This window comes from Aeromicrobium panaciterrae (assembly GCF_039537165.1).
In the GTDB taxonomy this organism is placed as follows: domain Bacteria; phylum Actinomycetota; class Actinomycetes; order Propionibacteriales; family Nocardioidaceae; genus Aeromicrobium; species Aeromicrobium panaciterrae.
The window spans coordinates 2,111,386-2,136,747 of the sequence record NZ_BAAAZZ010000002.1 but is presented as its reverse complement, the minus strand read 5'-3'; the positions used below and the strand labels follow the sequence as shown (position 1 = coordinate 2,136,747).

The 25,362-nt window shown below is 62.4% G+C and carries 17 protein-coding genes; 9 read left to right on the top strand and 8 right to left on the bottom strand.

The genetic code is table 11. The features are described 5' to 3' along the window. Positions 1-5 precede the first annotated feature (5 nt). Together ABD683_RS11250 and ABD683_RS11245 are read right to left on the bottom strand one after the other, a co-directional pair. Positions 6-1,088, bottom strand: a complete 1,083-nt coding sequence (locus tag ABD683_RS11250; protein WP_344769995.1) for a zinc-binding dehydrogenase — start codon at positions 1,086-1,088, stop codon at positions 6-8. Positions 1,089-1,429: 341 nt separating this feature from the next. Then, positions 1,430-2,749, bottom strand: a complete 1,320-nt coding sequence (locus tag ABD683_RS11245; protein ID WP_344769993.1) for a PucR family transcriptional regulator — start codon at positions 2,747-2,749, stop codon at positions 1,430-1,432. 260 nt (positions 2,750-3,009) lie between these two features. On the opposite strand from ABD683_RS11245, the gene ABD683_RS11240 reads away from it, so the two are divergent. The 5 genes from ABD683_RS11240 (at position 3,010) to ABD683_RS11220 (ending at position 9,210) form a co-directional block, all read left to right on the top strand. Continuing rightward, complete coding sequence (locus tag ABD683_RS11240) at positions 3,010-4,155, top strand: alpha/beta fold hydrolase (RefSeq protein WP_344769991.1); 1,146 nt, start codon at positions 3,010-3,012, stop codon at positions 4,153-4,155. A gap of 300 nt (positions 4,156-4,455) precedes the next feature. Beyond that, entirely contained in the window at positions 4,456-5,403 is a 948-nt protein-coding gene (locus ABD683_RS11235) for a 3-hydroxyacyl-CoA dehydrogenase (RefSeq protein WP_344769989.1), read from the top strand. A gap of 52 nt (positions 5,404-5,455) precedes the next feature. Next, positions 5,456-6,964, top strand: a complete 1,509-nt coding sequence (locus ABD683_RS11230; protein WP_344771596.1) for a flavin-containing monooxygenase — start codon at positions 5,456-5,458, stop codon at positions 6,962-6,964. Next, entirely contained in the window at positions 6,961-7,941 is a 981-nt protein-coding gene (locus ABD683_RS11225; protein ID WP_344769987.1) for an alpha/beta fold hydrolase, read from the top strand. The genes ABD683_RS11230 and ABD683_RS11225 overlap by 4 nt, the downstream gene beginning before the upstream one ends. A gap of 15 nt (positions 7,942-7,956) precedes the next feature. Next, positions 7,957-9,210: a PucR family transcriptional regulator gene (locus ABD683_RS11220; RefSeq protein WP_344769985.1), complete on the top strand. Its 1,254-nt coding sequence runs from the start codon at positions 7,957-7,959 to the stop codon at positions 9,208-9,210. A gap of 16 nt (positions 9,211-9,226) precedes the next feature. On the opposite strand, the gene ABD683_RS11215 is transcribed toward ABD683_RS11220, so the two are convergent. Then, positions 9,227-10,834 (bottom strand): long-chain-fatty-acid--CoA ligase, encoded by a 1,608-nt coding sequence (locus ABD683_RS11215; RefSeq protein WP_344769983.1) that lies wholly within the window; start codon positions 10,832-10,834, stop codon positions 9,227-9,229. Positions 10,835-11,142: 308 nt separating this feature from the next. Next, complete coding sequence (locus ABD683_RS11210) at positions 11,143-11,973, bottom strand: alpha/beta fold hydrolase (protein WP_344769981.1); 831 nt, start codon at positions 11,971-11,973, stop codon at positions 11,143-11,145. 105 nt (positions 11,974-12,078) lie between these two features. Here ABD683_RS11210 and ABD683_RS11205 point away from each other — a divergent pair, with 105 nt between their 5' ends. The 3 genes from ABD683_RS11205 to ABD683_RS11195 are packed head-to-tail and all read left to right on the top strand — an operon-like array spanning position 12,079 to position 14,902. Then, a complete protein-coding gene (locus ABD683_RS11205) occupies positions 12,079-12,963 on the top strand; it encodes an SDR family NAD(P)-dependent oxidoreductase (protein ID WP_344769980.1) in 885 nt (294 codons plus the stop codon). Then, on the top strand, positions 12,960-13,634 hold the full coding sequence (locus tag ABD683_RS11200; RefSeq protein ID WP_344769979.1) for a winged helix-turn-helix transcriptional regulator: 675 nt from the start codon (positions 12,960-12,962) through the stop codon (positions 13,632-13,634). Before ABD683_RS11205 ends, ABD683_RS11200 begins: the two co-directional genes overlap by 4 nt. A 26-nt stretch (positions 13,635-13,660) precedes the next feature. Continuing rightward, a complete protein-coding gene (locus ABD683_RS11195) occupies positions 13,661-14,902 on the top strand; it encodes an NADH:flavin oxidoreductase/NADH oxidase family protein (protein WP_344769978.1) in 1,242 nt (413 codons plus the stop codon). A gap of 24 nt (positions 14,903-14,926) precedes the next feature. Here ABD683_RS11195 and ABD683_RS11190 read toward each other — a convergent pair whose 3' ends face one another. The 4 genes from ABD683_RS11190 to ABD683_RS11175 form a co-directional block, all read right to left on the bottom strand. Continuing rightward, on the bottom strand, positions 14,927-15,820 hold the full coding sequence (locus ABD683_RS11190) for an alpha/beta fold hydrolase (RefSeq protein WP_344769977.1): 894 nt from the start codon (positions 15,818-15,820) through the stop codon (positions 14,927-14,929). Positions 15,821-15,939: 119 nt separating this feature from the next. After that, positions 15,940-16,653, bottom strand: coding sequence for an SDR family oxidoreductase (locus tag ABD683_RS11185; protein WP_344769976.1), 714 nt, complete (start codon positions 16,651-16,653; stop codon positions 15,940-15,942). 99 nt (positions 16,654-16,752) lie between these two features. Next, complete coding sequence (locus ABD683_RS11180) at positions 16,753-18,528, bottom strand: flavin-containing monooxygenase (protein ID WP_344769975.1); 1,776 nt, start codon at positions 18,526-18,528, stop codon at positions 16,753-16,755. A gap of 480 nt (positions 18,529-19,008) precedes the next feature. Continuing rightward, positions 19,009-19,512, bottom strand: a complete 504-nt coding sequence (locus tag ABD683_RS11175) for a hypothetical protein (RefSeq protein ID WP_344769974.1) — start codon at positions 19,510-19,512, stop codon at positions 19,009-19,011. A 154-nt stretch (positions 19,513-19,666) separates the two neighbouring features. On the opposite strand from ABD683_RS11175, the gene mobF reads away from it, so the two are divergent. After that, positions 19,667-25,312: a MobF family relaxase gene (gene mobF / locus ABD683_RS11170; protein WP_344771595.1), complete on the top strand. Its 5,646-nt coding sequence runs from the start codon at positions 19,667-19,669 to the stop codon at positions 25,310-25,312. Positions 25,313-25,362: the final 50 nt, after the last annotated feature.

The following is a 25,362-nucleotide window of genomic DNA, read 5'->3' as shown; positions in this document are numbered from 1 at the left end:
CCTGTTCAACCGACTGAGGGAAGAACCATGATCTTGGCATCTCGCTCCGGATCCGCGAGGCGCTCGAATGCTTCGGGGACCCCCGCCAAACCGATGCGATCGGTGATGAGGGGCGCGACCTGTAGCGCCCCTGAAGCCAAGTGGCCGAGCACTTCGGCGTACTCCTCGGCGGAGAATGCGATACTGAACACAAAGTCGTATTCCTTGAGCATCGCGTGCGTCGGGTAGAACTCATCCTTCTGCATGCACACCCCGGCCACGACGATCTTCGTGCAGGCCGCGGCACCGTCGAGGATCTCCTGGATGATGCCAGGCACACCGACGCACTCGAACACGACCGACGGTCTCACGTCATTCGGGAACAACAGGTTGGGACGAGCCAACTTCGCAGGATCCGTGGTCCCGGCGACCGAACGCCAGGCCTCATAGGGCGACGTGACACGTGGATCGACCACGAGGTCGGCGCCCAAGTCTTTCGCCATCGCGCGCCGTGAGGGCGAGAAGTCTGCTGCGACAATCGGTCCCACACCGCGCATCTTCAGGATCGAGATGATCGCGAGGCCGATCGGGCCGCACCCAATCACCAAGGGCACGTCGTCGGGACCCAGGTCGCCGCGGTTGACCGCATGCAGCCCGACTGCGAGCGGTTCGGTCAACGCCGCGATCTCGTCAGGCACGTTGTCCGGAACCGGGATCATCAAAGCTTCGTTGAGAAGCATGTACTCCGCGTACCCGCCCGGCATGTCCACCCCGGCATAGCCCAAGAGAATCAAGCGTTCGCGGATCAGGATGCCCGGCGAGGCGACTCGAGTTCCCACGGGGATGTCGCCTCGGGTTTCAGGGCCATACTCCACTACTTCGGCGCACAGTTCATGGCCCATGACGACGTCGTCATCGATGTCGAATAGGTCGACGCCCGTCGCGGCCTTCGTGCTCGAGAGGAGCTCGGCGGTATGCGACAGACAATGCAGGTCGCTGCCACAGATTCCCGTTGCGAGAACCTTGACCAAGACTTCGCCGGGACCTGGAGTCGGTATGGGAGCCGTGATCATCTCCAATGTCCCTTTGCGCATGACGATGACATTCATGCTCTTCGAATCAGTCGTTTCCATAGTTGTTTCTCCTATTCGTACCAATTGGTTGATGTGGCGTAGTCCCGGTGTCGACGTCAACCTGGGGACGTACGCGACTCGCCAAATGCGGACGGCATCAGGGCTGAGATCCCTGAGACAGGGCGGGCTGGCGGTGACCGACGTGAGCGAGTGTGGCACCCATCACAGCGGGAACTCCACGTGCGCAGAACTAGTCGTTCCTGCAACAACTTGTGTCGTGCTACAACTTGTGCGGCATCGCGAAACGCCACCAAGCGCTGGCCTCACATGCGAGCATCGCTCACAAGTCAGCCTTCCGGTGTCCCGAGATCGCCGCCTCAGACGCCGCTTGAGCGAGTAGCGTCGAGCCGCTTTAGCGCCGGGAGCATCGTGAGCGCGACGCCAAGTTCGAGCGAGTTCTCGTCAATACTTCGACCAAGGAGCTCCTCGGCCTGACGCACTCGGTAGTTCACCGTGTTCGGATGAACCGACAGCACAGCTGCGGCACGCGCACGGCTCCGGTTCTCTCGAAGGTAGATCTGCAAAGTCTTCGCCAGTCGAAACGTCGCCTCATCATCGGCTGCCAGGGACCCGAGCTCTTGCCTGACGAATCGAGTAGCGTGCTCGGGATCTGCGGCGCATAGCGCAATCACCGCAACATCCTGGTATCGCGTGACATCAACGTCTTCGGGCGGAAGCAGGGCCGCCACACTGCGTGCGTGCCCGGCCTGGGTGTGCGTCAGTCTGAACCCGTCAATGCCATGACCCGACACTCCCGCTGCCACCTTGACTCCCTCGGGAAGAACCGGGCTGCCCTTCTTGTCGAGACTGAACTCCAGGTCTGGCCCAAAGTCGCGACGACTGCTGAACCACCCGGCAACCGCCAGCGAGCCCAACGGATGGGTGATGCTGGACTCCGCTCCATTTGCCCGAGCAATCTCAGCGACCGCTTCGCTGAGCGCCGGCAGGGAGGTCGACGCATGTGACCAATTGTCCGACCACACGATAACCCCGACGTGGTGTCGGGTCAGGTCATATCTGAGTCTCGTCGACAAGGAGGTCACATCTTGATCACGATCGGCCAACACATCGTCGATGGCAGCCCCACGCGACGCGGCAGCGCCCTGCAACCATTTCTCCCGCTCGATCTCATATGCCTCGTCAGCAAGCGTCATCGCCCGATCAACGAACTGAAGGAGCATCGTGGTGGCTAGGTCCACCGCGAGCGCTCGATCCGATCCATCCGGTGTCTGGTCGACAATGTGGCTGTGCAGCCATCGCCACACGTGCTGTTGCGCAAGTCGATAGAACCGCGAGTGCCACGACAACGGGATTTGTCTCCAAACTGCCGAACGCATGATGGCCAGAGTCGAGGGGGGCAAGTCGCTTTGGGCAGGATTCCCGCCAACCTCGAGAAGCTGGGCGAAGAGCCGAACGCTCTCCTCCGTGCTCGACATCGCCTCATCCACCGTCTGTGCATCAACGAACAACTCCGGGACTTCGCCGCGGACCAAGGTGACTAGGTCCGCAGCCACCGCTGCGGAAGACTGCCGGAGTATTCCAGCGATCGGTTGAAGTACGTCGCGCCAGACACGTTCGGGCGTCGCCCCGTGCAACGGTGGCCACTCCAGTTCTGCGCCTTCAATCGCTCTTTTCATCGCCACCACCTCACGCTGGACCGGATCGCATTCCGGCATTCTGGCGCGCGCTGTTCCATACGATCCTCCCTCATTGTGGCTGGGCTCACACTGCCACACACCAATTTCCCGCACACACTCGTTAGCTCCGTCCCGTTCAACATGTCGTTCGACAACAGTTCGCAGCACACTTCTTGGGATCCGGGCACAAGACGTTGCCCACGAGTTCGATCTACGTTTTTGTGAGCGGCTTCACACCGCCCTGCTGATGCCTTCAGCACATGATCCCCTCGTCCAACTGGGCGCCGCGGACCGTCAACAGGACCGTCGTCAGATGCGTCCGCTCAAGAAGGAGAGTCGCCCACATGCCGAGCTCAGATTGGCAAGAACGAACTGTCACGTCGAACGGCCGAAGAATCCACCTGCGTGTTTCGGGCGATTCCGGGCCATTGGTATTGCTGTGCCACGGGTTTCCAGAGTCTTCCTACACCTGGCATCACCAGCTCGACGCGCTCGGCGCCGCAGGCTATCGCGCGGTGGCAATGGACATGCCTGGCTACGGACGCTCAGCAAAACCTGAGCAGCCGTCCGACTACCGGATCACCGAGCTTGTCGCCTACTGCGTTGGTGTCGTCGAGGCTCTCGGAGAGAGCACTGCGGTCATCGTCGGGCACGACTTCGGCGCGCCGGTCGCGTGGGCATCGGCCTGGACAAGGCCGGACGTGTTTCGAGCCGTGGTCGGCCTGAGCGTACCTTTCGGTGCCCGGGGGCTCGCAGCCCTTCCGGGCGACCCATTCGGCGAGGTTCGGCCGACGGTCACCCACCGGGAGATCGCAGGGCCCGGGCTGACGTTCTACCAAGACTATTTTGCCGATCGCTCGGGCAAGGCAGAAAAGGAGATCGAACAAGATCTGCGTACCTTCATCACGAGCGGCTTCTATGGGTTGTCGGCTGACAGCCCTTTGCCCCCCGAGCTGGACGGGGTCGATCTGACCTCGTTGCCGCCAGAGCATCTGATCGGATTCGTACGAGCCGCGATGTGCGTGCCCGACGGCGAGGGTTTCGCCGTCAACCTCCAGTCTCCCGAGACGCTGCCCGCCTGGCTCGATCAGGAGACCCTCGACATCTTCATCGACGAGCTCGAGGCTGGAGGCATGAGGGCACCTTTGGCGTGGTACACGAACGCCGACCTCAACTGGGAGGTGCTCGGCCAGTACCAGGGCCAGCCATTGACGGTGCCAGCGATGTTCATTGGAGGTGACCGGGACGTCGCGACGATCTGGAGCCAGGAAGCCCGCCTGCGAGCGGCTGATCACGTCTCTGATCTGCGCAGATCGGTCATCATTCCGGACTGCGGGCACTGGATCCAGCAAGAGCACCCCGACGTCGTCAATCATGAGCTGCTGACCTTCCTCAAGGACCTCTGAAGGGGCCGCGGCGGGGTCGGGATGGGCGATTCTCGGAGTCCACCCGACCCCATCATCGTGTTGCCTCCGCTCCCCGCCACCCCTTGTGCCAGGCACACCGCTTTGTCACGGGGTCACAATCGGGCTCAAAAAGTTTGGCGCAACGTGACGAGCGCCACACCGCAACCTCGCCATAGATTGTGTCCCCAGTCACACTCCGAACAACTGCAATTGCAGCCAACGGGCCATCCGAATGAGCGAGTCCCTCCCCAGTTCCACAAGGGTTGCGACTCGCGCCGAATCGTGAAAGAAGCCTGCATTATGTCTCGACTGAACAACGTCACTCTCCTCGGATCTGGCGTCCTTGGCGGCCAGATCGCTTGGCACAGCGCATACAAAGGCAAGACCGTGATTGTCTACGACATCGCCGAGGACGCGCTGAAGCATTGCCGTGACATGCACGACCAATATGCCGCGATCTATCTCGCCGACGTCGGCGCAACTAACGCAGAGATTGTCGCGACGCGCGATCGACTGACGTACACGACAGTCCTCGCTGACGCAGTCGCGCAGACCGATCTGGTGATCGAGGCCGTCCCAGAGATACCTGACGTCAAGACGGCCGTATACGAAGAAATGGCCAGCTTCCTCCCGGAGCACACCCTGGTCGCGACGAACTCCTCCACATTTCTACCGAGCACCTTCGCCGAGGCGACCGGCCGACCCGAGAAGTTCTGTGCCTTGCACTTCGGCAACGGCATCTGGGCAATGAATTTCGCAGAGATCATGGCTCACGCCAGCACGACGCGCACCACCCTGACGGAGATCACTGAATTTGCGATCGAGATCGGAATGATGCCTATCCCCGTGCGTAAGGAACAGAACGGATATGTCGTCAACACCTGGACGGTTGCCCTCTCCAATGCGGCGCAAACACTCGTGACCAACGGAATCAGCACACCCGAGGATGTCGACCGCTCGTTCATGAAGTTCGGCTTCCCCATCGGTCCATTCGGAATGTTGGACCAGGTCGGCATGAAGACTGCCTACGACGTCCTGTCGTACTGGGGCGTCGAGAACAGCGACGAGCAGATGACGGCCAACGCAAACTACATCAAGGAAAACCTGCTCGACAAAGGCCTGCTTGGGGCTCAAACCGGACAGGGCTACTACACCTGGCCCAGCCCATCTTTCCTGGAGCCCGATTTCCTGGCAGTCCCCGACATCTCGAAGGTGTCTGAAATCGTCTCTCTCCTCATGCCGCACTGAATCCCCACTCCGGCACATCTCAGCACGCAATCACCCAGAGAGAAGAACGAACATGACCGCATCCTCTGCGACTACCTCAGTCCCACCTCACGTTGACGTGCTCGTAGTCGGTGCTGGGCTGACCGGCATCGGCATGGGCTACCACCTCACAACCCTGCAACCCGGCCGGACGTTCGCGATCATCGAGTCGCGCGACGCGATCGGTGGTACCTGGGACCTGTTCCGATACCCCGGGATCCGCTCAGACGCCGATCTGTACGCGTTCGGTTTCGGTTTCAAACCGTGGAACAAGGACAATGCCATCGCCGACGCCGACGAGATCCTGGAGTACCTGCACGAGACAATCGACGAGAACGACCTGGGATCGAAGATCCATCTGGGCCACAGGGTTGTTTCGGCCGACTTTTCCACGACGGACGCGCAGTGGACCGTCATCGTTGAGCGCACCAGTGATGGCGAGCACTTCGAGATCACCGCCGGTTTCCTGTCATCCGCGGCGGGCTACTACGACGTCGACGAGGGCTACACCCCACATTTCGATGGTCGCGACGACTTCCTCGGCGAGATCGTTCACCCGCAGCACTGGCCCGCCGATCTCGACTACGCCGACAAAAAGGTCGTTGTCATCGGAAGCGGCGCGACAGCTGTGACGGTGGTGCCCGTGATGGCCGAGACAGCCGGGCACGTCACGATGCTTCAACGGTCACCGTCCTACGTCATGCCCGCTCCGCGCAAGGATCCCTTGCCGATTCTCCTCCGCAAGGTGCTGCGGGACTCCACCGCGCACAAGATCACGCGTAGCGTCAATATCAACAAGCAAACGCTGCTCTACAACGCGAGCCGCAAGTTCCCCAAGCAGATGCGGGCGCTGGTGAGAAAAGTCAACGTCAAGTCTTTGCCCGAGGGCTACGACGTCGACACCCACTTCAATCCGGACTACGCGCCGTGGGACCAGCGCATGTGCGTGATCACCGACGGCGACATGTTCAAGTCCATTTCGGCGGGCAAGGCCTCCGTAGTGACTGATCGAATCGTCCGATTCACCAAGACCGGCATCCTGCTGGAATCTGGAGATGAGCTCGAGGCGGACGTGATCGTGACTGCCACGGGCCTCAACATGGTGCCGTTCGGCAAGATCCCACTTCACGTCGACGGCGACAAGGTGAACCTGCCTGACCACTTGTTCTACAAGACGCTCATGGTGAGCGGCATCCCGAACTTCACCTTCACCGTCGGCTACGTCAACCACGCCTGGACCCTGAAGGCGGACCTCGTCGCGCAATGGACGTGTCGACTTCTGGCCCACATGGACCGCCATGGCTATTCGACGGCAACTCCGACGATTGACGATCAGACCATGATTCGCAGTCCGTATATCGACATGGGCACCGGCTACGTCAACAGAGCAATGCACTTGTTCCCCCAGCAGGGATCGAAAGGACCCTGGGTGGTCCAACAGAACTACAAGGGTGACCGTCAACTGCTCGGTAAGGACCCCATCGAGGATCCCGCCCTGTCGTTCTCGTCCGCGACGGCCAAGACACTTGCCGGCGCCCGATGACCAGCTCAACAGCCGTCATCAACGTCGAAGGGCGACGAACGCGAGTTCGCGTCGACGGCGATCCGACCAACTCACCGGTGCTGCTCCTCCACGGTATCGGCCGCAGCCTCGAAGACTGGGCTCCCCAGTTCTCGAGGCTGTCGGGACGGCACCGACTTATCTCCCTCGACCTCCCGGGATCGGGTTTCAGCCAGCGGTCATCTGCGCCGACCACACTCGCGGAATTGGCTGGAGGCGTTCTCGCGACGCTCGACCAGTTGGGTGAGGATCGTCCGCTCCACGTCGTCGGAAACTCGCTCGGCGGCGCCGTCGCACAGCAGTTCACGACTCTCGCACCCGATCGCGTAGCAAGTCTGGTGCTCGCGAACAGTGCGGGGTTCGGCAAAGAAGTCGCGATCCCGATTCGACTCATGACACTCCCGTTGCTCGGTCGATTCCTAGCGACCCACACGACCCCATCGAGCGCACGAATGGCTGAGCGCATGACGTTCGCAAATCCCGCGCTCGTGACCCAGTCCCGGCTCGACCACGCCATGGCCATCGCCCGGCAGCCCGAGACAGGTGCGGTCGTGTGGGAGACGGCAAAATCATTGGTCACGCTGCGGGGAGTGAAGATTGAGTGGCGAGAGATGCTCACCCAACGCATCGCCGCTGGAGGCAAACCCATCCTGGTCCTGTGGGGTGACCGCGACCGTATCCTGCCGGCCCGGCATCTTGATGAGGCGCGCCGTGTGCTCCCTCACGCGACGACCCACCTATTCACCGGTGTCGGGCATATGCCGCAGATCGAATGCCCCGACGAGTTCGCATCGTTGGTTCTGGAATTCCTGTCAACGGTCGATCGCACGTTGGATCTAGGTGGTGTTCCGGACGGGTATCGAGCGATGGCGAATCGCGAGGCGCTCAATGTGCTGGTCACCCATGAACTGGATCGGCCGTCTCATCCCTTCCAGACGGCCGATCCGTCACGCCACTGAGGAGGCGAACCAACAGTGACGATCTATGCGACACCGCACGTGTCCATCGGCAACGACGCACCCGACCCCTTCATGCCAGGCGGGTCTGGAAACGTCGTGGTTGATGCTTGTCACCAACTCGCGAACGACGTCGACCGATTGGCACGTGTCATATCGGAGCAGATCGCTGCGAAGGAGCCCTACTACTCCGAGACGCTCGGCTTCGGCCCGCTCATGGAGAGCGTGCGACCCAACATCCTCGCAATTCTCAGCGCAATCTCCGGCGATCATGACGACGGTGTCACGGCTCCGCCTCGCGAGACTGGCCGTAGGAGAGCAGAGCAGGGTGCGCCACTGGAGGTTGTACAGCGCGCATATCGCTTAGGCATGTCATCCATATGGGACGAACTCGTCAAGATGCTTGGCTCGGACCCGAGCACCGTCCAACACCTGTTGCAATCAGCGGCGATCTTCTGGAACACGCTCGACGAGTACCTAGAGATATTGAGCACCGCTTACCGGGAATTCGAGGTCGAGCAGACCCGACATGACACCCGCTTGCGGGAGGTCGCGTTGACCGCCCTGTTCCACGGCACTCATTCGACCGGATTGACGATCTCGGGAGTGGCAACCGCGCTACGACTGCCCTCAAGAGGCACCTTCGTAGTGGTGGCAACTGATCCCCTGCCGGCCGGCAAGGACGGCGTTTTGGTGTCGACCGACCGTGCTTTGGCCGCGTGCGGGGTCCACACCGCCTGGCGGTCCGATATCGATGGAGAGGTCGGACTGATCGCCTTGAGCCGCCGGTATCCGGTCGAGCGTCTCACCGACCACCTAGCTGGCCTCCAGCTCGGCCGCGTCGGTGTTAGTGAGGTCTTCACCTCGGTGTCGGAGACCAGCGCCGCTGCGGCCGATGCCCGCGCAGCGAGAGGTGCGGCTGCCCCAGGGAACAGCACTGTCCTGCGCTACGAGCAGGCCCGAGTGGCTGTCTTGCTTTCGTCAGAGCAGGAGGTGTCCGCCGAACTGGTTCTCGACGTCCTCGGCGAACTGACCATGCTGCCAGTCGAAGAACAGAACCTGCTGATGAGCACCCTCCGCGCCTGGTTCGATGCCAAAGGATCGACTGCACAGGCGGCCAAACTGCTGCATTGCCACCCCAATACTGTTCGGTACCGCATGGCCAAACTCTGTCAGGCAACAGGCCGCACCCCCACAGAGCCGATCGACGCCGCTCACCTCTACCTGGCTATGGAGGCGCGGCGCCTCCTGACACCGGCGACGCCTGCCTAGTACCTCGTGGGCCAGATCAGCTGAGCTGTCGCTTGAGTATCTTGCCGGTACTCGTCATCGGGAGCTCATCCACGAACTCGACGACCCTCGGATACTTGTACGCAGCGAGCTGCTCCTTCGCCCATGCCACCACATCGCTCTCTGTCACGCCGTCGTGATCCTTGTTCTTGACGACGACTGCCTTGATCTCCTCACCGTGCCTATCGTTCGGGACACCGATCACTGCCACCAAAGAGATTGCTGGGTGCTGCATCAGCACTTCCTCGATCTCACGCGGGTACACGTTGAAACCACCGCGGATAATCATGTCCTTTGAACGGTCGACGATGAAGTAGTAGCCATCGGCGTCCTTCTTTGCCAGGTCCCCCGAACGGAACCAACCGTCCTTGATGGACTCGGCTGTCGCGTCGGGGCGTTGGTAGTAGCCCTTCATGACATTGTGACCTTTGATCGCGATCTCGCCAACTGCGTTCGGGTTGTCGGGCACATCCGTCCAGTCGTCGTCGATGAGCTTCATCTCTACCCCGGGGATCGGCTTGCCGATCGACCCGACCCGTGGGTCCTCGCCATACACGCTGAAAGCCGCCACCGGCGATGTTTCTGACAATCCGTAGCCTTCCAGGATCGTCACACCCACGCGCTCCTTGAAGTTCTTGTGCACCTCACCGGGAAGGGCCGACCCACCTGCGATAGCCACACGGAGGTTCGCGGCCAGCGTCGCCACGTCGATCTGCGCTCCATCGGGTGCGGCCTCGAGTGCACCCAGCAAACCCCAGTACATCGTCGGTACGCCGGCGAACAATGTCACACGATTCGCCAACATCAGCTCGAGCGCCGCGTTTGCTTCGAACCGGGGCAGCATCACGATTGTTCCACCGAATGCCAAGCCGCCGTTCTGAATGACGGTTTGCCCGAAAGAGTGGAACAGGGGAAGCACGCACAAGTACGTGTCGGGATGCAATGGGTCGACGCCGAACATTGCCGGGCCAGCGAGCGCGTTGTCGCGCATGTTGCGGTGGCGTAGTTCCGCGCCCTTGGGTTGCCCAGTCGTGCCTGACGTGTAAAGAATGACGGCCGTGTCCTCATCATCAACCGCAACAGTTGCGAAGTTCGAGGACTGATTGGCCACCTCCTCTGCGTAGTCCAGCGCACCTCCTGTCGAAAGCTGATCGGCCAGTGTCGCGTTCGGCGTCGAGTGAGGCGCCGACACGAGGAAAAAGTCCGTGCAACTCTCCGTCTCACTGAATCCGAGCCAGCCGGCCTCACCAATCGGCAGGTCCGCCGATCCTTCAAAGGCGAAGTAGGCCTTCGCCTCTGAATCTGCCAGGTGGTACGCGACTTCGCGCGGCTTGAGCAGGATGTTGAGGGGTACAACTGTCGCGCCCGCCTTCAGGATGCCGAAGTAGATGATCGTGAAGTAGGGAACATTGGGCGATGACAGCGCAACTTTGTCCCCCGGCTCAATGCCCCTTGACGCCAAGAGGTTCGCGACACGATTGGCTGCAGCATCGACCTCGGCATAGGTCAGCTCAGACCCCCCAAAGACAATCGCCGGTCGATCAGGATGGCGCCCTGCCGAGTCACTCAGCAGGCACGACAGGTTGCGATTGGAGTTCTTGACCATCTACTTCTCCTGAGTTGTACAAGGGTGGCGGTCGTCCGCCGATGTGCGGGTCGCCCCTCGCGTCAAACATGAGGGGTAAAGAACAATCGTTACGGATGGGCCCGGCGCCAGCATCGGGTCGCGGGCTGATCATCGTGCCCGCCTTTCGTGCCGCAACACAAAGACCCTCTGCTGCCCAACCGGTGCGAGTTCGTGTCCGAAGCTGGCCCAACAGTTGTGCCGGCCACGTGGTCGATGTCCCGATTGGGCCTGAGCAGCAATCGCACGAGATCGGAATCCATATCCATGCACATCCCCGCCCCTTCCAGTCAGCCGGCGAGGTGTTGCAGGGCGTCCTTGACGAACTCCTCGTGGTGCTGGAAGACGCCACCATGGCCGGAGTCCGGGTAGATCTTGAAGTGAGCATTCGGCATCCGTTTAGCCATACCGATCGAGTGGCTGCTGGCCACCATGATGTCGTGGTCTCCGTTCGCGACGAAGACTGGCTGGCTGATGACCGACAGATCGTCGGGCTGGGACATTCCGGCCGCGCGGATCGCCTTCAGCTGGGCGCGACGCGCCTGCAAGGAGATCGACTTGTCCTTCCCGGACGTGCGCTCGTCGAGCCGAGCGAAGTAGTCCTTCGCAGCATGCTTGCCCGCCGGCGTACGCGGGAAGAACAGGAAGTTCCGCGCGTCGCTGAAGGTCAGCGCCGCCTTGGCGTACGCGGTGACGGCGACCTTCGTGATCTCCTCGATGCCGCCTCCGCCACGGGGTCCCGTGCCAGCCAGGATTGCGCGCCGAACCAGGCCTGGCTCCTGGAGGAGGACCATCTGCGCGACGCCGCCACCGAGCGAGAACCCGAGAAGGTCGACCTGCTTCAGACCCAGCGCATGGATGAACGCAATGGCGTCGCGACCCATGTCTTCGACATCGTTCGGCACCGAACCACCGGTGCCACCGACACCTCGGTTGTCGAACGCGATGACGCGGCGATGTGCCGCGAGGCCGTCGATGACCCTCGGGTCCCAGTCATCCAGCACCGCCATCAAGTGGTGCAGGAGAACCACCGGCACGTCGCCTTCCGGCCCGAGTGCGCGATAGGTGAACGACACCCCGTCAACGTCGACTGTCTGGTTGGGTACGTCTTTCCACTTCATGGCAGTGCTCCTCAGATTGATATTACGACCATAATGGCTAGTGGATCCGCTCTCGTCAATAGATTCGCTATACATTTCGTATAGACATGGTCTATGGTCTCCGACATGAGACTCAATCCGCGTCCTCACACGGCATATCCGCTCTCCGGCAAGGTCGCCTTCATCACGGGAGGAGGCCGCGGTCTTGGAGCGGCAACCGCGATGGAGCTTGCAAAGCGTGGCGCCTACGTCGTCATCGCCGACCGCGATCTGGCGATCGCCGAGCGGACCGCTGCGTCACTACCGGACGGCCTCGGGCTGGCAGTCGAGTGCGATGTCACCGATCTCTCCTCCGTGCGTGGCGCGGTGGATTTGGCGCGTTCGACACGCGGTCGCATCGACCTCGTCATCGCCAACGCCGGCATCCTGGGCGTCGGCGGCACGATGCGCGCGTCACGACCCGAGAACACCGCCGCTGTCATGGCGGTCAACGTCGACGGCGTGACAAACACCGTCACGGCCACGATCGAGGACGTCATCGCGAATCAGGGACAGATGGTGCTGATCAGCTCCGTCTTCGCGTATATGAACGGCGCCGGCGCCATCCCGTACGCGATGAGCAAGGCCGCGGTCGAGCAGCTGGGCCGCGGACTCAACACCGAGTTGGCGATGCATGGCGTGTCGGTCATGACGGCGTACTTCTCGCTCATCGAGACAGACATGATCCGCGATGGCATCGACGCAGATCCTCATCTGCTCGCCCTCTTGTCGGCGAGCCCGAAGTTCATGCTCAAGCGCATCAAGCCCGAGACCGCTGCGGCGGCGATCGTCAGTGGCGTTGAGGAACGGCGCCGCAGGCTCACGGTGCCGGGTCGGTGGCGCCCGGTGTCGACTCTGCGCGGCATTGCCGCCCCAGTCCTCGACGCCAAGTACCTGACTGACGATGCTGTGCAAGGCGCCCTCGACGAGCTCGAGAAGAACGGGATTGCGCGTTCCACGGTGAGCCGATGAGCACCCCGACTCCGACCGACGAAGCCCGCCGCCTCTACGGACAAGGGTGCCCTCTGGCGTGCGCGCTCGACGTACTCGGCGAACGCTGGACGCTGCTGGTCGTGCGGGAGCTGCTGCTGGGACCGAAGCGATTCACCGAGCTCGGCAACGCGCTACCGACCGCCGGCCCCAACCGCCTCACAACACGACTCCGTCGCCTCCAGGATGCGGGCGTGGCCGAGAAGAGCCTGGAGGGGGCGTACGCCCTGACGGCGTACGGCGAGGTGCTCCGCGAGCCGGTCCTCGGTCTGGGCCTGTGGGGGCTCGGCCTGATGCCGGACCTCGACACTGTCGAATCCCGGTCCGACATGGTTGCCTTGGTGATGTCAGCCGCGATCTCACCCGCGCTACTGGGCAACCTCGAGCTCGACCTCGAGGTGAGTGCTCCCGACCTCTTCAACATCTCCGTGCGCGACGGCCGTATGACCGTGCGATCAGGTCCCAGTGGGACCACCGGCGGCTCACATCTGCAGTGCGCGCCAACTGCCTTCTTCGCCCTGTCTCTCGGAACCATGAGCCTCAGCGACGAGATCGGATCCGGCGGCGCCAGCGTCGAGGGCGACATCGAGACCGTGAGTCAGCTCTTCGACCGCTTCGCTGCCACCGCCCACGAACGCCTCTCCCACGTCTGACCAGTCCACCCGAACGAGGAACTCCCATGCCAACTCTCCACGATCCGCTGACACTGCCCAACGGTCAGGTCCTGCCCAACCGCATCATGAAGGCGGCCCTGAGCGAGGCGCTCGGTGACCGCAACAACTCGCCCGACCACCGGCTTTCACAGCTCTATCAGCGCTGGAGCACCGGCGGATACGGCCTGATCATCACGGGCAACGTCATGGTCGACCGCCGCCAGCTCGGCGAACCCGGCAACGTCGTCATCGAGGACGAACGCGACCTCGACGCACTGTCCCGCTGGGCCAAGACCACCCAGGACGCCGGCGTCCCAATCTGGGCACAGCTCAACCATCCGGGACGTCAGTCGAACATCATGTCGCTGCGGAACACTCCCGTTGCACCGAGTGCGGTAGCCCTGAAGATGCCCGGCGCCACTACTCCCCGGGAGCTGACCGGCCATGAGATCGAGGAAATCATCGATCGCTTCGCGACGGCAGCAGCCGTGTGCGAGACCGCCGGATTCAACGGCGTCCAGGTCCACGGCGCCCATGGCTACCTGGTCAACCAGTTCCTCTCACCACTGTCAAACCTGAGGACCGACGAATGGGGCGGCGACCCCGAGCGCCGCATGCGATTCCCGCTGGAGGTTGTCCGACGCATCCGATCTCAGGTCTCCCCCGGATTCGCCGTCGCCATCAAGCTCAACTCCGCTGACTTCCAACGAGGCGGATTCACCGAGGACGAGTCCCGCGACGTCCTCGCCGCCCTGGCCGGCGAGGGCTTGGACCTGATCGAGATCAGCGGCGGCAGTTACGAGTCACCGGCCATGATGGGCACCTCCGCAGCATCGACACGCGAGAGGGAAGCGTACTTCCTCGAGTACGCCCGTACCGTCCGGGAGGTGGTGGGAGATGTTCCCCTTGCCGTCACCGGCGGATTCAGATCACGCACCGGCATGGATTCGGCTGTCGCGGCAGGCGAGTGCGATGTCGTAGGCATCGGTCGCCCCACGGTCGTCACCACTGACTCGGCGTCGGTGATCCTCGGCGGTCGTGCCGAGTCCATCGAGGCTCACCAGATGCAGTTCGGCATGCGCCGCGCTCTGAGACGAGTCGCCGACCTCAAGCAGCTCGACGGCCTCCTGGACCTCAGCTGGCACACCGATCAGCTTCACCGCCTCGGCGCCGGCCAGGAGCCTGACCCAAATCGCGGGCGCGTGGCCACGGTTGTCGCCTTGGTGCGCCGCAACGGTCGCGGCGCCTTCCGCCGCCCACGGGGTTGAGGCGGGGCTCAGTCCACGCTGGGTTCATCTCTCCGAGATCTCTTGGCTCGCCACATCCAAGAAGTTGCGAAGGATGACGGCGGTCTCGTCCGGAAACTCGTCCACAAAGAAGTGTCCGCTTTGGAGGCTGGCAGTGCGCATGTTGGAGAGGCGAGCCGCCCATATCTCATCCATGTCGAACAACCGAGCGATCCCCCGCTCTCCCCAGACCACAAGCGCCGGGCAGTCGATCTTTCGGTCGAGATCAGCCTCGTCAATACGAACGTCTACGTCGGCCGCGGCGCGATAGTCGGCGCAGCCCCCGAAGATCGATTCGCGCTGGCGCCACGTGCGCCGGTAGGCGTCGAGCTGCTCGGGATCGAAGTCCGAAAGGCGCATGGCTCCCCATCCGGTAAGACACCCCTCGAAGAACTGGTCTGGGTTAGCCGCGATGATCTCCTCAGGAAACGGAGCCGGCTGCTGTAGGAAGTACCAATGCCAATAGGCACGCGCCGTGACGGCGTCGACACGATCGAACATGTCATAGGTGGGCACGATGTCCAGTACCGCGAGCGAGCGCACAACGCTCGGATGATCTAACGCCATCCGGTGCGCCGTGCGCGCCCCACGATCGTGCCCAATGACATGAAAACGGTCGAAGCCAAGCATGCGCATGACATCGACCTGGTCCTGAGCCATCCGGCGGAAGCTGTAGTTGGCGAGGTCCGCGTCCTGTGCTGGCTTGTCCGAATCACCATACCCACGAAGATCGGTGCACACGACAGTATGGTCCGACGCGAGCAAGGGCGCGATCCGCGCCCACATCGCTAAGTTTTGTGGATAGCCATGCAACATGAGTACGGGGTCACCGCTCCCGCCAATGAGCGCGTTGATCCCGACCTCAACATTCACCTTCCGCTGACGAAACGATTCGAACATGGGAGATCAGGCCTCAGCCGCCGAGCGAACCGATAGCCACCGCGCTCGTCTGCACTCGGCCAGCGCCAATCACCGGACGGCAACCCGCTCGATCGTCGTAATACGGTCGGGATGATACATCAGCTGATTGCCGCGACTATTGCTTCGTAGCGCTCCCGTACCGGAAGATGGAGACCAGCGCGCACCTGACGAGCGGCATCGTCGACGAGAACCTCGCTGACGCCGGATTCCACCCCGTCGAGCACCAGCCTGACGACGTCTTCAACTGATGTCTTCGGTGCCTCGACACCCGCTGTCATGTCAGTGTCGACATATCCCATGTAGACGCCCACGACCTGGACTCCCCGGGGCGCGAGTTCGACCCGCATCGAGTCGGTCGCTGACCACAGAGCGGCCTTCGAGGCGCTGTAGCTGCCGCCGAGTGCCACCCAGGACATCACCGAGGCAATATTGACGACGGCGCCCAAGCGTTCGACCACACCATCCACGAATGCTGTTGTGACCGCCAGCGGGCCGAAGAAGTTGACCTCAAGCTCTTGCCGCAGAGCTGAGTTGTCGTCGTCGAGTATCGGAGACACCAACGAGATTCCCGCATTGTTGACCACGATGCCGACATCGCACGCAATCTCAGCCGCCCGGGTCACAGAGCCGGCATCGGTCACGTCGAGCTGCAGAGGGTGCATCCGCGGATCAGTCAGCGCAATGGCGTCTGGATCGCGGGCCGCTGCGTAGACCTTCGCGGCATCCCGATCCAGGAGCTGTCGGACAAACTCTTGTCCGATGCCTCTGTTGGCTCCCGTCACAAGCACGGTTTGGTCGGTCAGGCTGGTCACACACACTCCCAATGGAACTGGACACTTGAACTCGGGTGGAGGTCTTTTACCTTACGTTCATACTATCAACTTCATCCTGATGAGAGCCACCATCTGAACTCAGCTGAGTGCGAGACCGACGTGGTCGCCGTCGGCGCGCCAGGCCCGAAGTAGCTCAGTGAACTCGGGGACTCCACCGAAGCCGCCGTATGTGTTGGCGGCCCAGCTGCGCTCGAGGTCCCCTTCGCTGTTGAAGTAGCCGGGGGTGCAGGTGGCCATGATCGCGCGGACCTCCTGCGTCTTTTCCCTGATCGTCTCGCGCCACCTCTCCTCAGCCTCGGCGCTCGTCTCGATCCTGGTGGCTCCAAACTCCTGGGCATCGGCGATCACACCTGCGATGTGCTCGGCCTGCTCGTCCAGCATGTCAGTGAAGTTTCCCTTCACCGCGTTGTTTCCCGAACCGAGCAAGAACAGGTTGGGAAACCCGTGTACGTAGAACCCGTGGAATGTACGCGGCCCTTCGGCAAAGTGGTCGGCCAGCGACTCTCCGCCGCGACCAGTGATGTTCGCGCCAGAAGTGCGGTTGGCCGATGTCGCGACTTCGAATCCGGTCGCGAAGATGATGCAGTCGACCGGGTATGAGATCCCGTTCGACACGATCGAGTCCTCGGTGATGGCCTCCAGACCTGCGCCCTGGGTGTCGATCAAAGTGACGTTGTCGCGATTGAACGACGGAATGTACTCGTCGTTGAAAGCGGGCCGCTTGCAGAGTACGCCGTACCACGGCTTCAAGCCCTCAGCAGTCTCGGGATCATCGACCTGCCGCGCGATCCACTCACGCATCTGCTCGCCCATGTAATAGTCGGTGAGCTCAAGGACCGTCATCATCACATCGGGTGTCACATCTAGTCCTTCCTGCGGAGTCCACCCGAATCCCGTGTAGAGGTCGTGGAACATGGCCGTCCAGCCATCCTCGACCAGATCGCCCTCGCCGAGGATTCCAGCGCTGATGCGGCTGAAATTATCCATCCGCTCACGCTGCCACCCGGGTGTCAGCGCATCGACCCACGACTGGTCGGTTGGCCTGTTCCCCCGCCGACTGACGTTCGACGGGGTGCGCTGCACTACATAGAGGTGCTCAGCGTCCTTCGCCAGGTACGGAACCGCCTGGATTGCCGTGGCGCCGGTCCCGACGATCGCGACCTTCTTGTCCGCCAAGCCCATCATGCCGCCGGTGCGGTCGCCACCGGTGTAGTCGTAGTCCCATCGGCTGGTGTGGAAGATCTTTCCTGCGAACTTGTCGATACCCGGGATGTCGGGAAGCTTCGGCCGATTGAGGGGACCGCTGGCCGTGTAGACGTAGCGCGCGCGGATCACGTCGCCGCGGTCGGTTCGCACGTCCCAACGACTGGACGAGTCGTCCCAGGTCATGCTGGCGACCTCTGTCTGAAACAGCGCCTTGTCGTAGAGCCCGAAGTGTTTTCCGATTCGCTGCGCGTGGGCGAGGATGTCTGCCGCGTACGCGTACTTCTCGGTCGGCATGTAGCCGGTCTCTTCCAGAAGCGGCAGATAGATGTACGACTCGATGTCGCACTGGCATCCGGGATAGCGGTTCCAGTACCAGGTCCCACCGAAGTCTCCGGCTTTGTCGAGAATGCGGATATCCTCGATGCCTCGCTTCTGCAGGTGTACGGCCGCGAGCTGGCCACCGAATCCGGCTCCGACGATCAGAACATCGACGGTCTCCGTCAGCGCGTCACGAACCAGCGGTTCGTTGATGTAAGGGTCTTCGCCCAGCTGCTCCAGGTCATCCTCCACAGCGATGAACTGGCCTAGCTGCGATGGATTTTCGCGACGCAGACGCTCGTTCGTGTAGCGCTCGCGCAAGGATTCCACGTCAAGGCCGTCGAAAGGCGAACCTATTGCAATGCTGTCCATCTGTACGTACTTCCTCACACTCGTCGATCCCCAGACAGCGGTTGTACGGCTGGAGACTCGTCCTCGTTGCCTGGGTGCTCACAGACGCAATGCCGCGCCTGTCAGCATGACGCTAGTCACATTTCCGACACGGATGTACGGAGCCAGACACCGAAAATCGGGCGGACAACTGTGCCAAGTCACAACAGGCGCTCGACCACGTTGGGGTCATCACGGAAGACGACAGCCCGACTTGGATCCAGCGCTATTACGCGGCGAAATTCCAAATGGAGTCACGGCGAGTTTCATTTTTGGCTGAGAAATGACATGGCCCCTGACCGGCAAGTGCTGGTCATGGGCCTTCATTGGTAGCGCGGACGGTGTGCTGGGACAGGATCTTAACCTGTGACCTCTGGGTTATGGGCCCGGCGAGCATGATTTTTGGGAACCCGGCGACCTCTACGTTTCGGGCGTCGGTGGGTTGATCCCAGGACACGCCTCCACGGGCACGACCGCCGCGCATTTCTCCAGAACCGCGTTCACCAGTTCGGATACCGCTCTGGCGAGAATTCGCCCGTCGAATGTATTCACGACCCCGTGGGCGCTAACAATGTCGGCGAGGTGCTCAACCACGAAAGCCATCAGCAAGTAGTCCGACCGTACGGTTTGCAGGCACTCGGACGAGTCGTGCGTCGCCTCTCGACCACGACCGAACTGGCGACTCCTCACCTCCCGTCGTGCTGCACGATCCTGCGCCACCTCGACCACGTCGGACAGACTGCTGACGCGGGGCTGCTTGTCCTTCCAGCTCTCCAGACCGTGACGTTCCTCGTATGCCGATTGCCGGCATTTCTGGGAACACCAACGCCGGGGTCTGCCCCGCTTCTGTGGAGGCATCCTCTTCTCGCACCGCTCACACAACCGAGGTTTGCTCGGCTCCTTCGATTCCTTGTCATCGCTCATCAGGAGACCTCCTGAACAACAAAGGTCGAGATCCCCTATCTGAGACGACACCTCCTCCAAAGAATTTCGTCACACACCTCTTGCATTCCCGGTAGTTTAATCGTGAACTAGTGGCGTCTGAGCGCACCCTGTCTGACCTTTGTTTTACGTGACGATGTCGCTGCACAAGCTGACTGCCGGGTCAGGCTATGACTACCTGACCCGGCAGGTCGCCCGGCAAGATGCCACCGAGAAGGGGCACACGTCGCTGGCGTCGTACTACACCGACAAGGGTGAGACTCCAGGCCAGTGGATCGGGTCCGGGCTGGTCGGGATTGACGGCATCGCCGAAGGTGATGCAGTAACGGACGAACAGATGAAAGCTCTGTTCGCCTCGGGATTTCACCCGCTAGCTGCCGAGAGGATCGCGGCGCTGGAAGGCTCCCCCACTGAGGCGGAGGTCGCTGCAGTACGCAATCTCGGCCAGCCGTTCAAGGTCTATCAGGCCGATGTTCCTACGTACCAGATCGAGGTCGCCAGAAGGATCGAGGAGCTCAATGTCGATGCCGGCCTACCCCGCGAGGCGCCGGTCACCATTGAGGACCGTGCGCGAATCCGGACACAGGTTGCTCGCGAATACTTCGCGACCGAGTACGGGCGCGAGCCCGCTGATGCGCGGGAGTTGGCCGCTACCGTGGCCAAGCATTCGCGACCGCGAACCACTGCGGTAGCGGGGTTTGATCTGACTTTCTCGCCGGTCAAAAGCGTCTCAAGTTTGTGGGCGGTGGCCGATCGCCAGACAGCGACCAAGATTGAGCTGGCCCATGAAGCCGCCGTCAAAGACGCGTTGGCCTTTCTTGAGCGTGAAGCTCTGTTCACGAGAATGGGCACGAACGGAACCCAGCAGGTCGACGTCAAAGGGCTGGTGGCCACCGCGTTCACTCACCGCGATTCCCGAGCTGGCGACCCCGACCTTCACACACATGTTGCGGTCGCGAACAAGGTTCAAACGCTCGAGGGGAAGTGGCGATCGATCGATGGACGCGTGCTGTTCAAGGCAACTGTTTCAGCATCGGAGACCTACAACACCGCGCTCGAGCGGCATTTGAATGAGTCCTTGGGGATTCGGTTTGCCGAACGGGCCGGCTCCGATCCACGCAAGCGTCCGATCCGAGAAGTCGTTGGTGTTGACCCAGGATTGAACGATCTTTGGTCTTCGCGGCGCGCCAGCATTGAAGTGCGGCGTGCGCAGTTGGTGTCGAAATTTCAAGACGCCCACGGCCGGCCACCGACTCCAGTGGAGGCGATTCAGCTGGCCCAGCAGGCGACGTTGGAAACTCGCGAAGCCAAGCACGAGCCGCGAAGCTTGGCGGAGCAGCGTGAGACGTGGCGTGAACAGGCCAGTCGCGCGCTCGGAACTCCCGAGTCCGTTGACCGTATGGTTCAGGTCGCTCTCACATCGACCGGACCACCCCCCGAGCGCGTCACGTCTGACTGGGTCAAAAAGACCGCTGCAACGGCGTTGGCACAGATCCAGCAGCGACGCTCCACGTGGCAGGTTTGGCATCTGCTCGCCGAGGCCCAACGCCAAGTCAGGGTCGGGGATGTCCCCGCGAATCGGATCAATGATGTGGTGACTCTGATCGTCGATGCGGCGGTCGAAATGTCGATCTCCCTGGCGTCCGATCGCGACGCGATCGTTGACCCGGAGCAGTTGCGGAGAGTTGACGGTTCTAGCGTCTACCACGTCGCAGGCAGTGATCTGTTCACGAGCAAGGCGGTCCTCGACGCCGAACGGCGGATAGTCTCTGCAGCCGGCCAAACTGACGGTCGTCGAATCCCGAACCTCGCTGTCGATGTCGCGTTGCTAGAGAGCGCCGCGCACGGTGTGGAGCTCAACCGCGGCCAAGCCGAGATGGCTCGAGCCATGGCCACAAGCGGCGCACGAGTCCAACTCGGCATTGCTGCAGCTGGTACGGGCAAGACGACGGCGATGAGCGTCCTGACGCGAGCCTGGGAGGAGTCGGGCGGCAACGTTGTGGGTTTGGCGCCCTCAGCGGCCGCGGCCGCGGCGCTCCGTGAGCAGACCGGGACCACCACCGACACATTGGCAAAGCTGGTCCACGCGATCGAATCGGGCACCACCTCACAACTGCCGGGCCGAATCGACCCGACCACACTCGTGCTCGTCGACGAAGCCGGAATGGCCGACACGATCTCGTTGGATAAGGCCATCTCGTTCGTGCTCGAGAAGGGCGCCTCGGTACGGCTCATCGGTGACTATCAGCAGCTGGCAGCGATCGGTGCAGGCGGCGTGTTGCGAGACCTCGACAACCAGCATGGCGCGATCCGACTGAGCGAACTGATGCGCTTTTCCGACCCGGCTGAGGGCGCGGCAACCCTGGCTCTACGCGAAGGTCTGCCCGAGTCCCTTGGCTACCACCTCGACAATCACCGTGCACATATTGGCGATCTGGCCACACTGACCGATGGTGTATTCACCAACTGGCAAGCAGACATTTCCGCCGGCCACGACTCCATCATGCTCGCGCCCACCCGAGACCTGGTGCATGACCTCAATGCCAGGGCTCGAGCCGCCCGCCTCGCGGACACTGCACCCGAGGCAGGGCCGCCAATACGGTTGTCCGACGGTAACGAGGCGTCCGTCGGCGATGTGGTCATCACTCGAAACAACGACCGGCGGCTGCGAATCGCAAGCAACGACTGGGTTAAGAATGGCGACCGCTGGCATGTTCTGCGAGTGATGGACGGCCGCCTCTCTGTCAAGCACGTCACTACCGGTATGCACACAGTGCTCCCGGCCGCGTACGTCGCTGAACACACCGAACTTGGCTACGCGTCGACGGTTCATACCGCCCAAGGTGTCTCCGTTGACACCATGCACGGGCTGGCCACTGGCGACGAATCGCGTCAACAGCTCTACACAATGATGACTCGCGGGCGTCATGCAAACCACGTCTATCTGGTTACCGCTAGCGACGGTGACGCGCACAACCTCATCCGTCCCGAGGCCATCCACCCCAGAACAGCAACCGACGTGCTTGAGGGAATCCTCGCTCGCGATGGATCGGCCAAGTCCGCAACCACCCTGGCGGCCGAAGCTCAGTCCCCGGTCACCCAGCTCGGCCAGGCAGCAGCACGATACGTCGACGCCCTCTACGAAGGTGCGGAAGTCTTGATCGGGGCCCCCCGGGTGGCTGCAATCGAGATCGCCGCCGAGGGCCTGGTTGTTGGCATCGCCTCCGAACCTGCGTGGCCGGTGCTTCGCGCCCACCTGATACTCGTCGAGGCGCAAGGCCGCGACAGCACGCGTGAACTTGCGCACGCGGTGGCCGAGCGAGATCTCGACGGGGTCGAGGATCGAGCCGCCATTCTGGACTGGAGGCTCGACCCGACAGGGCTTCGCGGGACGCAAGCCGGCCCGCTTCCGTGGCTGCCGGCAGTGCCATCGTCTCTGAGGTCCGACCCCATGTGGGGTCCCTACCTGCTACAGCGTGCTGGCGACGTTGAACGATTCGCTGAAGAGGTCAGGACGGACGTTGCAAGTACGGACGTCCCCGCGTGGGCCCGCCAAGGCGGAGCTCGTCCAGGCGACCAGGTATTGGCTGACGTCGCCGTCTGGCGCGCCGCCAACTGTGTCGAGGAGACCGATCGAAGGCCCACCGGCAACCCGCAATTGCAGAAGGCGCCCGCCGCGTATCAGCGCCAGCTCAACGAGCGGGTGAACGCAGGTAAGGCGCCCGCTCTGACCGAGTGGGGTCCAGTTATCGATGCACTCCACCCTCGGCGCGACGCGTTTACCGCGTTGCTTGCAGAACGTCTGGCGGCGATCAGTCGCTCTGGTGTTGACGCTTCCAAGCTATTCCGCATGGCCGCCGCCGAGGGTCCGTTGCCCGATGACCACATCGCCGCGGCCATGTGGTGGAGGATCAGTCGCCACCTCTCCCCCGCCGTCGCCACCGAAGCTTCCGGACATGACGGGCGCATCACGGCCGCCTGGTCTGACCTGCTGATCGACACCCTTGGCACAGAGGATGCCAGCCGGGTTATCGAGAGCCGGTGGTGGCCAACGCTCGTGGCGTCTGTCGACAACGCGACTGCCCGAGGATGGTCAGTATCCGACCTGCTCGACGTCGCCAAGACCGCCGATATCGACGACGTCGACATCGCTCAAGCAATGGTCTGGCGTATTGCGATCGTCACCGATCCGCCGCCCGAGGACGACCCATACGACTACGACGCGCCGCCGGAGGATCTCGAAGAGGCACTCACGTTCGACGACGTCTCCGCGCAGCCGGACATGAATGACATTGCCAGCGAATTCGACCGGGTTGCCTTCGCCCGGACCCTGCTCGACCCGCTGGAACCCACCGATAGCGAGATCGCCCGTTTGCTTGACCGCACCGACCAGTGGGAACACTCACCCGTGAGCGGCTCACGGATCCTGCAGATCAATGAGCTCGCCGCCAGGTACTACCAATCCCAGCTCGGCGGGTCGTGGGCTCAAAGCCATCTACAAATGCGGCTCGGTCAGGACTTGGCCGACGACGACCGGTTCCGTCCCGGCTATGCGCCGTCGGGTTGGACCAACCTCGTCGACCACCTGCGCAGGCAAGACGTAACGGATGTCGAAATGATCGCCGCCGGCGTGGCAAAGATTGCCTCCACCGGTCGCCTTATTGACCGTTTCCGCGATCGCGCCATGCTTCCGGTCATCGAAGACCACAAGGTGCTTGGTTTCGTCGGCCGACGCCACCCCGATGCCGGGGACGGGGACACGGTCGGTCCGAAGTACCTCAATACGGCAGACACCATCGTGTTCCACAAGGGTGCGCAGCTGTACGGACTCGCTGACGAGCACATGGCCCTTGGCGCCGTTCCAGTGCTGGTCGAGGGGCCCATGGATGCGATCGCGGTAACGCTCGCTACGGCAGGAGCCTTCGTCGGCGTCGCACCTCTCGGTACCTCACTCACTGACGAGCAGGCCGCTCAGCTGGGTCGTCTGGGTGTCGGTCCCATCGTGGCCACTGACGGTGACTTGGCCGGCCGAATGGCAGCCGAGCGCGACTATTGGCTCCTGACACCCCACGGTCTCGAACCGCGGGTCGCAACCTTTGATGCCGGTGAGGATCCTGCCAGCGTCATGGCCGAAGGTGGGCCGACTGCTTTGGTGGTCACGTTGCAGCAGTCCACACAGTTGTGCGACACACTGCTGGCCGAGCGCACCTTCAATATCGAGGATGCTGGCGGCCAAGTTGTTGAGTCGGCCGACGTCATTGCCGCCCAACCCAGTCTGCGCTGGAACGAGATGATCGTCTCAGCCGCGCAGCGGATCGGAGTGGCACCGGACGACCTTCGTCAGGCGGTCACCGGGTCGGCTAAGCGATTCAACGTCGACCGGCGACGTTTCAGCTCGGACAATCTGGCCAAGGTCTCCCAGGTTCGGGCGCGCATCGAACAAGCCGATGCAGCAGCACCCGCCGACAGGTGGGCACGGCTGGCGCGCAGTCTCGACAAGCAGCTGGTTGGACAGCGTGACTGGCCAGCGACGGCGGCGATGCTCCAGGAGCTCCACGATGCCGGTCGCAACGTTGAAACCCTCGCTCGAGATCTCGTCACAGCGACTCCGCTGGGTGAGGCTCCCGGCCAGGACCTTCGATATCGATTGGTCGCCTACCTCCCAGAAGGGCAAGAAGGCGCCGCGAGCGTGTCAGCTGATCCAGGCTCAAGGAGTTCGGAAGAGCAGCGCCGTACGTTGGCCGCAGCCCCTCGGCGTCCTCGACAGGGCCCTCAGCGCTGAGTCAACACGGCTCAGAACCGCTCTCTGAGTCGTGTCGACTGCCAACCGGC